Origin of the sequence: Aureimonas sp. AU20 (genome assembly GCF_001442755.1) — a bacterium.
Taxonomy (GTDB): Bacteria; Pseudomonadota; Alphaproteobacteria; order Rhizobiales; family Rhizobiaceae; genus Aureimonas.
Genome location: NZ_CP006367.1, coordinates 72,071 through 85,532 on the forward strand (window position 1 = coordinate 72,071; position 13,462 = coordinate 85,532).

Annotated in this window: 10 protein-coding genes; 3 read left to right on the forward strand and 7 right to left on the reverse strand. The window is 67.1% G+C overall.

Annotation, left to right across the window (positions count from 1 at the left end):
• The first annotated feature begins 234 nt into the window (after positions 1–234).
• Together M673_RS00305 and M673_RS00310 are read left to right on the forward strand one after the other, a co-directional pair.
• On the forward strand, positions 235–1,638 hold the full coding sequence (locus tag M673_RS00305; RefSeq protein ID WP_061972721.1) for an ActS/PrrB/RegB family redox-sensitive histidine kinase: 1,404 nt from the start codon (positions 235–237) through the stop codon (positions 1,636–1,638).
• 48 nt (positions 1,639–1,686) lie between these two features.
• Positions 1,687–2,262 carry an ActR/PrrA/RegA family redox response regulator transcription factor gene (locus tag M673_RS00310; protein ID WP_274534664.1) on the forward strand — a complete coding sequence of 192 codons (576 nt, stop codon included), beginning with the start codon at positions 1,687–1,689 and terminating at the stop codon, positions 2,260–2,262.
• Between the two features lie 13 nt (positions 2,263–2,275).
• On the opposite strand, the gene M673_RS00315 is transcribed toward M673_RS00310, so the two are convergent.
• Positions 2,276–2,788 (reverse strand): MmcB family DNA repair protein, encoded by a 513-nt coding sequence (locus M673_RS00315; protein ID WP_061972723.1) that lies wholly within the window; start codon positions 2,786–2,788, stop codon positions 2,276–2,278.
• A gap of 82 nt (positions 2,789–2,870) precedes the next feature.
• On the reverse strand, positions 2,871–3,572 hold the full coding sequence (locus M673_RS00320) for an alpha/beta fold hydrolase (protein ID WP_061972725.1): 702 nt from the start codon (positions 3,570–3,572) through the stop codon (positions 2,871–2,873).
• A gap of 190 nt (positions 3,573–3,762) precedes the next feature.
• Between M673_RS00320 and M673_RS00325 the strand changes: the two genes are divergently transcribed.
• Entirely contained in the window at positions 3,763–4,815 is a 1,053-nt protein-coding gene (locus M673_RS00325) for an aldo/keto reductase (RefSeq protein WP_061972726.1), read from the forward strand.
• Positions 4,816–4,873: 58 nt separating this feature from the next.
• On the opposite strand, the gene M673_RS00330 is transcribed toward M673_RS00325, so the two are convergent.
• The 5 genes from M673_RS00330 to M673_RS00350 all read right to left on the reverse strand — a co-directional run bounded on the left by M673_RS00330 (position 4,874) and on the right by M673_RS00350 (position 13,373).
• A complete protein-coding gene (locus M673_RS00330) occupies positions 4,874–6,310 on the reverse strand; it encodes a diguanylate cyclase domain-containing protein (RefSeq protein WP_061972728.1) in 1,437 nt (478 codons plus the stop codon).
• A gap of 217 nt (positions 6,311–6,527) precedes the next feature.
• Positions 6,528–8,666 carry a polyribonucleotide nucleotidyltransferase gene (gene pnp, locus M673_RS00335; RefSeq protein ID WP_061972729.1) on the reverse strand — a complete coding sequence of 713 codons (2,139 nt, stop codon included), beginning with the start codon at positions 8,664–8,666 and terminating at the stop codon, positions 6,528–6,530.
• A gap of 345 nt (positions 8,667–9,011) precedes the next feature.
• Complete coding sequence (gene rpsO / locus M673_RS00340) at positions 9,012–9,281, reverse strand: 30S ribosomal protein S15 (protein ID WP_061972731.1); 270 nt, start codon at positions 9,279–9,281, stop codon at positions 9,012–9,014.
• A gap of 257 nt (positions 9,282–9,538) precedes the next feature.
• Positions 9,539–11,140 (reverse strand): methyl-accepting chemotaxis protein, encoded by a 1,602-nt coding sequence (locus M673_RS00345; RefSeq protein ID WP_061972733.1) that lies wholly within the window; start codon positions 11,138–11,140, stop codon positions 9,539–9,541.
• Positions 11,141–11,495: 355 nt separating this feature from the next.
• Positions 11,496–13,373 (reverse strand): amylosucrase, encoded by a 1,878-nt coding sequence (locus M673_RS00350; protein WP_061972734.1) that lies wholly within the window; start codon positions 13,371–13,373, stop codon positions 11,496–11,498.
• Between the last annotated feature and the right edge of the window lie 89 nt (positions 13,374–13,462).

Consider the following 13,462-nt stretch of genomic DNA (forward strand, 5'->3'; position numbering starts at 1 on the left):
ACGCTGACCACCTTTCGCGTAGAAGCTTTATCGGGCGCTCTAACGCCGGTCTCTTGCTGCCCGAACGGAGCGGCAAGAGACGCCACCCCGCCAAATGCGCCGAAGGCTTGCCCGATCTTGCCTCCGCTCGCGCCTCAGCCCGCCGATGCGGCTCGAAACGCGCCGATCCGTCGCCCTATCCTTCCACCCTGTGCCGCCTTAAGTCATTGCAACCGGTCAACGAAAGCCTCCGCGATGATGAAGCTGCCCGGCCCGTCCGAGTTCGACGCTCCGGCCTGGCCACCCCAGAACCTGCGCGAAAGCCAGCGCATGCGCGTGGCGACGCTGACGCGGCTTCGCTGGCTGTCGGTCGGCGGCCAGCTCGCGGCCTGCGTCTTCGTCGCCTGGGGCCTGTGGTATCCCTATCCCGTGGCCGCCTGTCTGGCCCTGATCGCCGTTTCCGCGCTTCTGAACATCGCCATCGGCCTGCGCTTTCCCCGCACCGAGCGCCTGCCCGTGCGCCAGGTGACGACGATCCTGACCTTCGACATCCTGCAGCCGAGCGGGCTCCTGTTCCTCACCGGCGGAATCCAGAACCCGTTCGCGATTTTCCTGATCGTGCCGGCGATGATCGCGGCCGCGACGCAGCCCGCCGCCGTCACGATCGGTCTCGGCATCCTGGCGGTGCTGGCGGCGACCTTTCTCGCCTTCTTCCACTATCCCGTGCCCTGGCCGGCCGACGCGCCGTTCAACCTGCCCTTTCCCTATCTCGGCGGCATGTGGTTCGCGCTGGTGACGACCATGGTCTTCGCCACCTTCTACATCTACCGGGTCGCCGCCGAGGCGCGCACCCTGTCCAACGCGCTGACCGCGACGGAGATGGTGCTGCAGCGGGAGAACCATCTGTCCGCCCTCGACGGGCTGGCCGCGGCCGCCGCGCACGAGCTCGGCACGCCGCTCGCCACCGTCGCGCTCGTGTCCAAGGAGATGGGCCGCGCCACGCCCGCCGACCATCCCATGCGCGAGGACATCGATCTCTTGATCACCCAGACGGAGCGCTGCCGGGCGATCCTGCGGCAATTGTCGAGCCTCTCCTCCTCTTCGGAGGAGCACATGGCGCATCTGCCGCTGCTTTCGCTTGTGGAGGAGGTGATCGCGCCCCATCGCGATTTCGGCGTCGAGATCCGCGTCGCGAGCGGCCGGCGAGACGGCGCCGAGCCGGTTCTGCGCCGCAACCCCGGCATTCTCTATGGGCTCGGCAATATCGTGGAAAACGCCGTGGACTTCGCCACCGGCGCGGTAACGGTGGATGTCGCCTGGACGAGCGAAGACGTGCGGATCGACGTGCGCGACGACGGCGCCGGCTTCTCGCCCGATGTCCTGTCGCGGATCGGCGACCCTTACGTTTCGCCGCGCGAGGACGGCCCGCGCCAGTTCGGCGGCAATCTCGGCCTTGGCGTCTTCATCGCCAAGACGCTGCTGGAGCGCTCCGGCGCGCGGATCGTCTTCGGCAACCGGCCCGAGGGCGAGGTGAAGGGCGCTTTGGTTCGGATCGTCTGGCCCCGCGCGACGTTGGACGCTCGACGGGGTGCGATGGCCGATGCGGAGCGAAACGCGGATTCTTCGCCATTCTTAATGTTTGGTGAGCCACGACTTTGATTTCGATCGACTGGCGCCCCATATCCTATTGCACAAGGGATATGAGCCATGTTGATGCAAGACACCCAGACGTCGGCCCCGCCTCCTGTCCGGATCGAGGGCGACAATTCCATTCTCCTCGTCGACGATGACAAGCCGTTCGTCTCCCGCCTCGCGCGGGCTTTCGAGCAGCGTGGCTTCGACGTGCGCACCGCCGAAAGCGTGGCCGAGGGCACGAGCGCGATCCGCTCCGGCCCCCCGGCCTATGCCGTGGTGGACATGCGGCTCGGCACCGGCAACGGGCTGGACGTGATCGAGGCGCTGCGCCGGGCGCGGCCCGACGCGCGCGTCGTGGTCCTGACCGGATATGGCAACATCGCGACGGCGGTGAATGCCGTGAAGCTCGGCGCGATCGATTATCTCGCCAAGCCGTCCGACGCGGACGAGGTGATCGCCGCGCTGATGCGCGACCCCGGCACGAAGGCCGAGCCGCCGGAAAACCCGATGTCGGCCGATCGCATCCGCTGGGAGCACATCCAGCGGGTCTACGAGCTTTGCGATCGCAACGTCTCGGAAACCGCGCGCCGCCTCTCCATGCATCGGCGCACGCTGCAGCGCATCTTGGCCAAGCGCGCGCCGCGCTGAGCCAAGGCGACGCTTAGCCGTCCTCGTCCAGCGCCAACCCGCCATCGGTCAGAAACGGGTTGGCACTCCACTCCGCCCGCAGGAGGCGGTCCGAGGCGATGCGCGCGAAGCGCAGCATCAGCGCCTTTCGCGTGGCCGCCGACAAGCGCTCCTCCGGCGCCTCGCGCAGGATTTCCGCGCCGTAGCCGTCCGACAGGATGAGACCGCAGCATTCGGGAAAGATGTCGGTCGGCACACCGGGATGGGTGGCGAAGTAGAGCCGGTCGCAATGCAGCCGGTAGTCCGGCCATTTGCGGTCGACGCGAAAGTCCTCGATCGAGGACTTGATCTCCACGATGGTGAACTCGCCCTTTTCCGACAGGCAGAGAAGATCGGCGCGCCGCCCGGTCGTCAGCGGGATTTCCGGCAGGACGGACACGCGCATCTGGATCATCAGCCGCTGCACGCCCCGGCGCACCAGAAGGGCGCGCTCGGACTGCCGGCCATCGACCAGGGGATCGCGCAGGTTGGGAGAGACGATGGGCATGGGCCGAGTTAGCCCACTGCGCCCCGCCCCTTCAAGCGAAATTCGGAACGAATCGGAAACGCGACAGGGTGTCGCGACCCGCTCACGCTCCGGTCGGCAACTCCGGCACGAAGCGGCGGCGGATTTCGGCGGCGACCCGCATCGGCGTCTCCAGGCTCGGCAGGTGGCCGCATTCCTCCAGAAGCACGAAGCGGGCATCGGGCAGCGCCTCGGCCATGCCCTGGCCCGCGCCGGGCGGCGAGAACTGGTCGTCCGCACCCCAGATCAAGAGCGCCGGGCAGGTGATGCGGGACAGATCGCCCGTCCGGTCGGGCCGCGTCGCCAGCGCCTCGTTCTGCGCCAGAAGCCGGCTTGCCGGAGCGCGCTCCGTCATGCGGCGAAAGGCGTCGGCGGCTTCCTGGCCGCGCCCTTCGGGCTCGAACACGATGCGCCGCGCCATATCCTCCAGCATCTCCGCCCCACCATCGGCCTCGATCGCCGCGCGCCGGCGCTCCAGCGGCGCGCGGTCGCTTACGCCCGCCGGCCCCGCGCCCATGACGATCAGCCCGCGCACTTGGTAGGGGGCCATCAGCGCCACCTCGCGCGCCACATGGCCGCCGAAGGACGTGCCGGCGACGAGAAAGGGCGCATCGCCCATCTGGTTCAGAACGAGCTTGGCGCATGCCGCAAGATCGGGCTCGGCGGGGGTCACGGTTTCGCAGTCGAAATCGGGCCGCAGCAGCGGCACCAGGGGCTCGCAAAGATCGCCGTCGCAGGCGAAGGCGGGAATGAAGACAAGACGCATCGGGTCGCTCCGGGTTCGGAATCGGCGCTCGCCGCGCATATAGGGCGAGCTCCCCCGGGGCGATGGCCGGGCATGCCGTCGCAGATGCGAAAGTTTTGGCGCGGGCGCCTTTGCAGTGCGGAAGAGGGAAGCGTAAGAGGCGGGGAATTTCCCCGCATCTTGCTCGCCCGTCTCGACTGGACCCCTCCCCATGCAGAAACGCCCCCTCGGCCGCACCGGCCTCCATGTCAGCCGCATCTGCCTCGGCACGATGACTTTCGGCGAGCAGAACACGGAGAGCGAGGCCCATGCGCAGCTCGACCGCGCGGTCGAGGCAGGCGTCGATTTCCTCGACATGGCCGAGCTCTACCCGATCCCGCCCAAGGCCGAGACGCAGGGCGCGACGGAGCGCTTCATCGGCTCCTGGCTGAAGGCGCGGGGCCTGCGAGATCGGGTCTTGATCGCCACCAAGGTCGTGGGTCGCTCGGACTCCACCTGGTTCCGGCGGGACGCGTCCAAGCCGCGCCTGGACCTTGCCAATATCCGCGAAGCGCTGGAAGGCTCGCTGAAGCGCCTCGGCGTCGAGGCGATCGACCTTTATCAGGTCCACTGGCCCGACCGGCCGACCTCCGGCTTCGGCTCGGTGCCGACCCGCTGGAAGTCGCCCGCCGCCGACCCCACCGAAGTGCCGATCGAGGAAACGCTCGACGCGCTGGGGCAGCTGGTTTGCGAGGGCAAAATCCGCCATCTCGGCCTGTCCAACGAGTCGGCCTGGGGCACGATGCGCTATCTCGCCCATGCCGAGCGCACCGACGCGCCGCGCGTCGCCAGCATTCAGAACGCCTACAACCTTCTGAACCGCGTTTTCGAGCCGGCGCTGGCGGAAGTGGCGCTGCGCGAGGATGTCGGCCTTCTCGCCTATTCCCCGCTCGGCCAGGGCTATCTCACCGGCAAATACGCCAATGGCGCTCGGCCCGAGGGCTCGCGCAAGGCGCTGTTCGATCGCCTCCAGCGCTACGAAAAGCCCGGCACGGCCGAGGCGGTGGACGCCTATGTGGCCTTGGCGCGCGAGTTCGGCCTCCAGCCCGCGACCTTCGCCAACGCCTTCGTCCTGGCGCAGCCCTTCGTGACGGCGACGATCATCGGCGCCACCACCATGGCGCAGCTGGAGGAATGTCTGGCGGCGGAAGACGTCGTCTGGACCGACGAGATGCAGGCGGCGGTGGACGCCGTGCACCAGCGCGTGGGCAATCCCGCGCCCTGACGGCGCGCCACGGCGTCGGCGCCCCGTCAGGGGCTTCGGCGCTTGCAGCCTTCCGGCGTCAAAGGGCGGCCTCTCCCGACGCAGAACGCCCCAGTTCGGGCGTCGGCACGAACCCCCGGCCGCTGCGTTCCCCCTCCAGGGGCAGGTCGCGGTGGAAACAGATGCGCCCCTTGCCGATGCGCTTGCCGTGGTAGAGCGCATCGTCGGCCCGGTGCAGGAGTTGGCGCGGGCTCGACCCGTCGACCGGCGCGATCGCGACGCCGATCGTCGCGCCGACCTGAACCTCGGCGCCGTTGCGCAGAAGCATGGGCTCGCCGATCGCCTGGATCAGTTTCTCGGCCATGGGCTGCACGCGCGCCGGCCCCGCGCCCGAGCCGAGCACGACGCAGAACTCGTCGCCCCCCAGGCGAACCGCGAGATCTTCGGCACCGATCAGCGCCGCGATCCGCTCCGCCACGAAGCGCAGCACCTGGTCGCCGGCATCGTGCCCTTGCGTGTCGTTGACCGTCTTGAAGCCGTCGAGATCGAGATAGAGCACGGCGAAGCCGCGTCCCGTATCGATAAGATCGCGGGCCAAGCCGTCCAGATGTTCGAGGAGCAGGATGCGGTTCGGCAGCTCGGTGAGGGGATCGTGCCTGACGCGCCAGTCGCCGATGCTGATGAGGCGCGCCGCCGTGTCGGTCTGGTGACGCACGAGAATGACGGTAACCGTGCAGGCAACCGCGAGGACGAACCAGATTGGAAGGGTCACGCGCAGGAGGTCGTCGCCGATCGAGCTCGCGTGCCAGTTGATGAAGCCGAGCGTCCGATTGTCGATGGTTTTCAGCGCCAGATGGGAGTCGCCCTCCGGCCGCGACGCCGTCGCCTCTAAGTTCGACAGGGAATAGGTGTGCGACAGTTCCCCGAGAAGACGAGGCTGGAGCCGATGGGCGAACACCAGAATGGGAGGCGGACCCTCACCGCCGGGTTCCGCCAGGACCAGAGGGCTGGCGGCGGCGATCGCGAGCTTTCGGTCGGCGAGAAGGAAGCCCAATACGGGCTGCCCGACGGGGGCACGGCGCGCCGCATCGAGAAGCGGCGACCAACCTTCGCCCATGATCACCTCGGCGGGAAGTTCGGTGAGGAAGCCGTCGCGAAAGGCATAGGCTGTCCGCCCGTTCGGCTGGATCACGAAGGCGAGGTCGATGCCGAACGTCTTCAGAAGCGTCAGGCCGAGATTCGCCTCGGCCCAGGCCTTGTCTCCCGCCTTGACGACGCGCTGGCCGACATCTTCCCAGGTGGCGTAGTCGACCGTGTTCTGGGCGAGATGGATCTTCTCGGCCTTCAAGGCTTCGGCGACGCGTCGGCTGTTGGTTTCGTCGGCCTGACGCGTCTGCTGCCCCGCCACGAGGACGATCCCGGCCAGCAGCGCGGCCAGCAGGCAAGCCACAAGCACGGCGACCGGCGCCGTCGCGCGCGTCAGCGCCCTCCTGTGGCTTTCATATGCACTCAGCATTCCTGTGCCTTGGGTTGCGCGTCCGATCCTGTATCGCGCAAGAGCGTGAAAATCCGCTTTAGCTGGCCACGTAAAATGTTCACGCCGAAGGGGGATCGTGGGGTCTTCGGACGATGATCGGACGCGCCCGCGACACGGCCCGGCTCTCCACCCTGCACGCGAAAAAGGGCGGGTGTCGCCACCCGCCCTTTCCGATATCAACCGTTGAGAGACGCGATCAGGCCGCGTCGTCTTCCTTGCCGGTCTTCTTGATCTCTTCGCCCGTGGCCTGGTCCACGACCTTCATCGAGAGACGGACCTTGCCGCGCTCGTCGAAGCCCATGAGCTTGACCCAGACCTTCTGGCCTTCCTTGACCACGTCGGAGGTCTTCTGGACGCGCTCTTCGGCCAGCTGCGAGATGTGGACGAGGCCATCGCGCGAACCGAAGAAGTTCACGAAGGCGCCGAACTCGACGCACTTGACCACGGTGCCCTCGTAGACCTCGCCGACTTCCGGCTCGGCGACGATCGAGTGGATCCACTTGCGGGCCGCCTCGATCTCCTTGCCGGAGGAGGAGGCGATCTTCACCGTGCCGTCGTCCTCGATGTTGATCTTGGCGCCGGTCTTCTCGACGATCTCGCGGATGATCTTGCCGCCCGAGCCGATCACGTCGCGGATCTTGTCGGTCGGGATCTGCATGACCTCGATGCGCGGGGCGAACTCGCCGAGTTCGGCGCGCGCCGAACCCAGCGCCTTGTTCATCTCGCCCAGGATGTGGATACGACCACCCTTGGCCTGGTCGAGGGCGATGCGCATGATCTCCTCGGTGATGCCCTGGATCTTGATGTCCATCTGCAGCGAGGTGATGCCGTTCTCGGTGCCGGCGACCTTGAAATCCATGTCGCCGAGGTGATCCTCGTCGCCCAGGATGTCGGACAGGACGGCGAAGCGCTCGCCTTCCAGGATCAGGCCCATGGCGATGCCGGCGACCGGGTTCTGCAGCGGGACGCCCGCATCCATCAGCGCCAGCGAGGTGCCGCAGACGGTGGCCATGGAGGACGAGCCGTTCGACTCGGTGACTTCCGACACGGCGCGGATCGTGTAGGGGAAGGCTTCCTTGGCCGGCAGCATCGGACGGATGGCGCGCCAGGCGAGCTTGCCGTGGCCGATCTCGCGGCGGCCGGGCGAGCCCATGCGGCCGGTCTCACCCACGGAGTAGGGAGGGAAGTTGTAGTGAAGGAGGAAGGTCTCCTTGTAGGTGCCGGTCAGGCTGTCGACGAACTGCTCGTCCTCGCCGGTGCCGAGCGTCGCGACCACGAGGGCCTGCGTCTCGCCACGCGTGAACAGGGCCGAGCCGTGGGTGCGCGGCAAGATGCCGGCTTCCGCGACGATCGGGCGAACGGTCTCGAGATCGCGGCCGTCGATGCGGCTCTTGGTGTCGAGAATGTTCCAGCGGACGATCTTGGCCTGCAGTTCCTTGAAGACGCTGCCGACGTCTTCCTTGGAATAGCGAAGCTCGCTCGCGCCTTCCGGGAAGAAATGCGCGGTGACCTTGCCCTTCACCACGTCGACCGCGGCGTAGCGGGCCTGCTTGTCGGTGTTCTTGTAGGCGTCGCGCAGCTCGGTCTCGGCAATTCCGAGCATCTCGCGCTCGAGCTCGGCGAAGTCCGGCGCGTTGTGCTGGCGGGGCTCCTTGGCAGCGTGCTCGGCAAGGCGGACGATCGCGTCGATCACCGGCTGGAAGCCGCGATGGCCGAACATGACGGCGCCGAGCATGGTCTGCTCGTCGAGCTCGCGGGCCTCGGACTCCACCATCAGGACGGCGTCCTGCGTGCCGGCGACGACGAGGTCGAGCTTCGACTCCGCCATCTCGTCGACATGCGGGTTCAGCTTGTACTCGCCGTTGATGTAGCCGACGCGCGCGCCGCCGATCGGGCCCATGAAGGGCACGCCCGAGAGCGTCAGCGCGGCGGAGGCGGCGACCATGGAGACGACGTCGGGATTGTTCTCGAGGTCATGCTGGAGAACGGTGACGACGACCTGCGTGTCGTTCTTGTAGCCTTCCGCGAAGAGCGGGCGGATCGGACGATCGATCAGGCGCGAGACCAGCGTCTCGTTCTCGCTCGGACGGCCCTCGCGCTTGAAGTAGCCGCCGGGGATGCGGCCGGCCGCGAAGGCCTTTTCCTGATAGTTGACGGTCAGCGGGAAGAAATCCTGGCCGGCCTTGGGCGCCTTGGCGGACACGACGGTGGCGAGCACCGTGGTCTCGCCATAGGTCGCCAGCACCGCGCCGTCAGCCTGACGCGCGATCTTGCCGGTTTCGAGAACCAGCGTGCGGCCGGCCCATTCGATTTCGACCTTGTGGGTATTGAACATGAGGGTATGCCTCTCGTGCGGGCCGCGCTCGGGCGGCCGGGGCAAAATTTCAAAACGCGCACGGGCAAGACGGCGGGCTGCTTCCGGCGGGGCACTCCGGCCCCGGGCACGGTGCGGTTTCCGGCCAAAGCCGAGAACCCATGCCGGGAAGCAACCGGCAATCCTGCCCCATGAGCGTTCAACTCGTCGAAGGAGCGAAGGGGCTCCTCCCGAAAAGGGCGATGAACCCTTTCCGTGGCGGACGCTGCGATCGGCGCGGCGCCGCCGGGGCATTCGGCCCGCGTGGAAGCGAACCGGAAAGAGGTGCGGCGACGGAACATCGAGGCTCCGGCGCCGCGTGGTCCGTTAGCGGCGCAGGCCGAGACGGGTGATGAGCGTGGTGTAACGCTCTTCCTCGCGCTCCTTGAGATAGTCGAGGAGACGGCGACGCTGCGACACGAGCTTCAGAAGGCCACGACGGGAGTGGTTGTCCTTCTTGTGGCCCTTGAAGTGTTCGGTCAGATTGGCGATGCGCTCCGAAAGGATCGCAACCTGGACCTCGGGCGAACCCGTGTCGCCGGCCTTGGTGGCGTATTCCTTGAGAAGCTCGGACTTGCGCTCGGGCGTGATCGACATCGTAGATCCCCTTTTAAGTTGGAGGTTTCGAGTCGCCCTCAGCCGGGATGTCGTCCAGCAGGGGCCGTGAAAGGCGTCAAGGGGCGGATCGTGACCCGCCCCGTCGGCGCCCCCGATATAAGGGGCTTTGCCCGGAAAAGCCAGCCCGGCCCAAAGACGCGGGATGCGGGAGCCAAAACGCCCCGCCGGCGCGAGCCGTGCGGGGCGTTCGGGTATCATGTCCCGCCATGGGCGAGGACGCGTGGCGGCAGCGCGGATCAGGCTGCGAGCGAGAGGGGCGCGGCGCGCTCGCCGAGCTGCGCGGGCCGGTCGGCGGTGGCTGCCAGGGTGGTGGGAGCGGCGGCGCCCGGACCGGGCAGGTCGGACTCCAGTTTGAAGAAGTCGATCCGGTCCTGAAGGTCGCCGGCGCCGAAGTTCAGCTCGCCCGCCGAGGCGGACAGATGGTCGGCGCTCGCGGCGTTCTCCTGCGTGACCTGGCTCAATTGCACGATGGCCTGGTTCATCTGCTCGATGCCGATCGCCTGCTCGCGGCAGGAGGCGGAAATCTCGCTGACGAGTTCCGAAGTGCGCTGGATGTTGGGCACGAGCGCGGTCAGCATCCGGCCCGCCGTCTCGGACGCGGTCAGCGTCTCCTGCGACAGGCTCGCGATCTCCACGGCGGTGGTCTGCGAGCGCTCGGCGAGCTTGCGCACTTCGGAGGCCACCACGGCGAAGCCCTTGCCATGGCTACCGGCACGGGCCGCCTCGATCGCGGCGTTCAGCGCCAGAAGATCGGTCTGGCGGGCGATTTCCTGCACGAGGGCGATCTTCTCCGCGATGGCCCGCATGGCCTCCACGGAGGACAGCACGACTTGCTCGCTCGACTTGGCGTGAGTGAAGGCCTCGCGCGCTACCTTCTCGGTCTGGTTTGCGTTGTCGGAATTGTGCCGCACATTGCCGGCCATTTCCTCCATGGCGGAGCTCGCCTCTTCGGAGGCCGCCGCCTGCTCGGCCGAGCCGGAGGCCAGCTGCTGCGACAGGGAAGCGGTCGAGCCCGCCGTGTGCGTCAGCCCATGGGCGCGCAGGCCGACGGCCGCGACGATCTCGTTCAGCTTCAAACGCATCTGGCAAAGCGTGGTGAGAAGCTCGCCGATCTCGTCCCGGCGATTGTGGACGATGCGATGGGAAATATCGCCCGTGCCGACGCGCAGCATGTTGGCGCGCAGCTCGGCGAAGCCGGTCGAGAAGCTGCGCAGGATCAGGAAGCCGAGCACGGTGCCCATGAGTAGCGAGGTGGCGATCAGCGCGACGGAGACGGTCCAGGCCGAGCCGTAGTCGGCGTCCGCCTTGGCAACGAAGCCCTGCACATTGGCCTTGGCGGCATCGCTGAGGGCGGCGAGATCGGCGCTCACCTGATCGGCAGCGGGCCCCTCGTCCTTACGGATCGCGTCGAGGATCTCCGCATCGCCGCGTCCCTCGCCGATCCAACGCAGGACATCGTCCATCTTGACGCGCAGCGCCGTCAGCGAGGCGGCGCGGGCTTGCGCGGCCGCCTGCCCCTCGGGGCCGACCGTCGCCTCGAAGCTCTTCATCCAACGATCGGCGTCCGACCAGATGCCGCCATACTCGGTCTCGATTGTCGCGCGCTCCTCCGGTGAAACCACCATGGCGCGAAACAGGATGCGCCGCGCATCGGCGAGCGCCAGGCGCACCTGGCCGACGGCTTCGACCTGAAGGAAGGGGCGCTTGGCAAGCTCGTCCAGCGCCGCGAACGTATGGCTGGACTGTCTCAAGCCAAGAACGCTGCCGGCCGCGCCCAACAAAATCAGAAGGACGAAAGCCAGGGCCAACCTCAGCTTGATGGAATGCCACATGCGCATGAAACGTTTCCTCCAAACATTAGAGGATCATGCCAGCGGGAAGTTAAATCTTGTAGAATCCAATAATGGCGACTGGGCTCATCACCCAATTTTCAAGATTCGATTTCGGCTCTGCAATCATCATCGAGAAGCAACATCGAAACGACCAAGAGAAGAACATCTCTCCATCAACGCATTATTGCCACACGCTTCGCAGAGTAGGCGAATGAATACGAGTGAAAGGCATTGGGACAATCGCGTCCCAATTAGTCGCGGCGATGAGAAGGCCATCAGCAGAACCTAAAAATCTTTTGTCGAAACCTTAGATTGCAGAACGATCTACTGGTCACGGACCGCGCCGGCCGTCTCGCGCCCCTCAAGCCGGTGCGAGCCACACGAAGCCGAGCGGCGGAAGCGTGAGACCGTCGCCAAGAATTACCTGCTCCTCGCCCACGAGATCGCGCATGGAGGACGGCAGCGCGCCGAAGCGTTCGGGCGAAAGCACCTGCGTCTCGTCCGACAGGTTGGCGAAGACGAGAACCCCACCCCGCTCGGGCCGGTGGAAGCCCAGGACATGCCGATTGCCGGTCCAGAAGCCGCGCAGCGCCGTGCCGCCGAAGGCCGGCGTCGCCTTGCGCAGGGCGATCAGATGACGCAGCCCGGCATAGAGCCGGCCGGCCACGGTGCCCTCGTCGTGCCGTTGCCCGTAGAGCGCGTCCGGGCGGAAGGGCCGATGAACCCAGCGGCTGTCCACCGCTTCGGCCGGGCGGTCGAGATAGGTCGGGTCGTTGAGTTGGCCGACCTCGTCGCCGAGATAAAGAAGCGGAATGCCGGCGGCGGCCAGCGCGACGGAATGAAGCAGCAGGACGCGGCGGATGCCCGCGTCGGGATCGCGCCCCAGGCCCGCGAGCGAGGCCGTGGTGCCGGTGATGCGGCAATCGCCCGTGCGCGGATTTTCCTGAAAGGGCTCGCCTTGCGCAAAGGAGCCGGGAAAGCGCCCGACGAAGAATCCGTTCAGGAAGCGCCGGTGGTCGCCGCCATGGATGCCGAGTTCGGCCGCTTCCTCGTCGGCGAAGGTCCAGCCGATATCGTCGTGGCTGCGGACATAGTTGACGAAGGCGCAGCCCGGCGGCAGCTGCTGGCGCCGGTCGAAGGCCTGCTGGAGCAGGCGCGCGTCCCGCGTCGCCAGCGCTTCCCAGCCCAGCGCCATGACCAGCGGATTGTAGGAGATCGGGCATTCCGCGCGGTCGATATAGGAGACGACCTCGTCCGGGTGGACGATCGCCTCGGACTTGAACACCATGGCCGGCGCGCCCATCCGGCAGAGCGCGTTGAAGGCGCGCAGCAAACGGTGCGCCTCGGGCAGGCTCTCGCAAGGCGTGCCGAGCCGCTTCCAGATGAAGGCGACCGCGTCCATGCGCAGGATCTCGACGCCGCGATTGGCCAGAAACAGCATCTCGCCCGCCATGGCGCGGAAGACGGCGGGGTTGGCGTAGTTCAAGTCCCATTGGAAATGGTAGAAGGTCGCCCAGATCCAGCGCCCGTCCGGCAGCTGCACGAAGGAGCCGGGATGGTCGTCGGGAAAGATTTCCCGCGTCGTGCGCTCGTACTGGTCGGGCAGCGTCCGGTCGGGAAAGACGAGATAATAGTCCTCATAGGTCTTCTCGCCGGCCAGCGCCCGGCGCGCCCATTCATGCTCGTTCGATGTATGGTTGAAGACGAAGTCGACGGTGAGCGAAATGCCGCGTCGGCGCAGGGTGCCGGCCAGATGCTCGAGATCGGCCATGGTGCCGAGCTTCGGGTTCACCTCGCGATAGGAAGAGACGGCATAGCCGCCGTCGGAATTCTCTTCCGGCGCCCGGAACAGCGGCATGAGATGGAGATAAGTGAGACCCAGTTCCTCGAAATAGGGAAGCTGGTCCTCGACACCCTTCAGCGTTCCGGCATAGCGATCGACATAGCAGACGCCGCCCAGCATCCGCTCGTCCGTGAACCAGTTCGGCTCGGCCTCGCGCGCGGCGTCCAGCGCCTTCAGCTCGGCCGAGCGCTCGGCATAGGACGAGGCGGCGCAGTTCACCGCCTCTGCGAGCTCGCGCAGGAACGCGGGATGCCCGGCATAGACCGCCGAGAATTCGGCGAACAGCGCGGGGAAATACGTGTCGAACCGGCGCCGGAACGCCGCGTCCCATCCTGCGGCTTGGGGATGGGCCAGCACATGAGCGAGGGCGTCGGAAAAGCTCGGCACGTCGGACACGTCTGATCTCGCCTATGGGTTGAACCGACAGGCGCGATATCATGCGGCCGCGCGGCCGGGAAGCAGCCGCTCGGCGAAGGGCGCGCCAT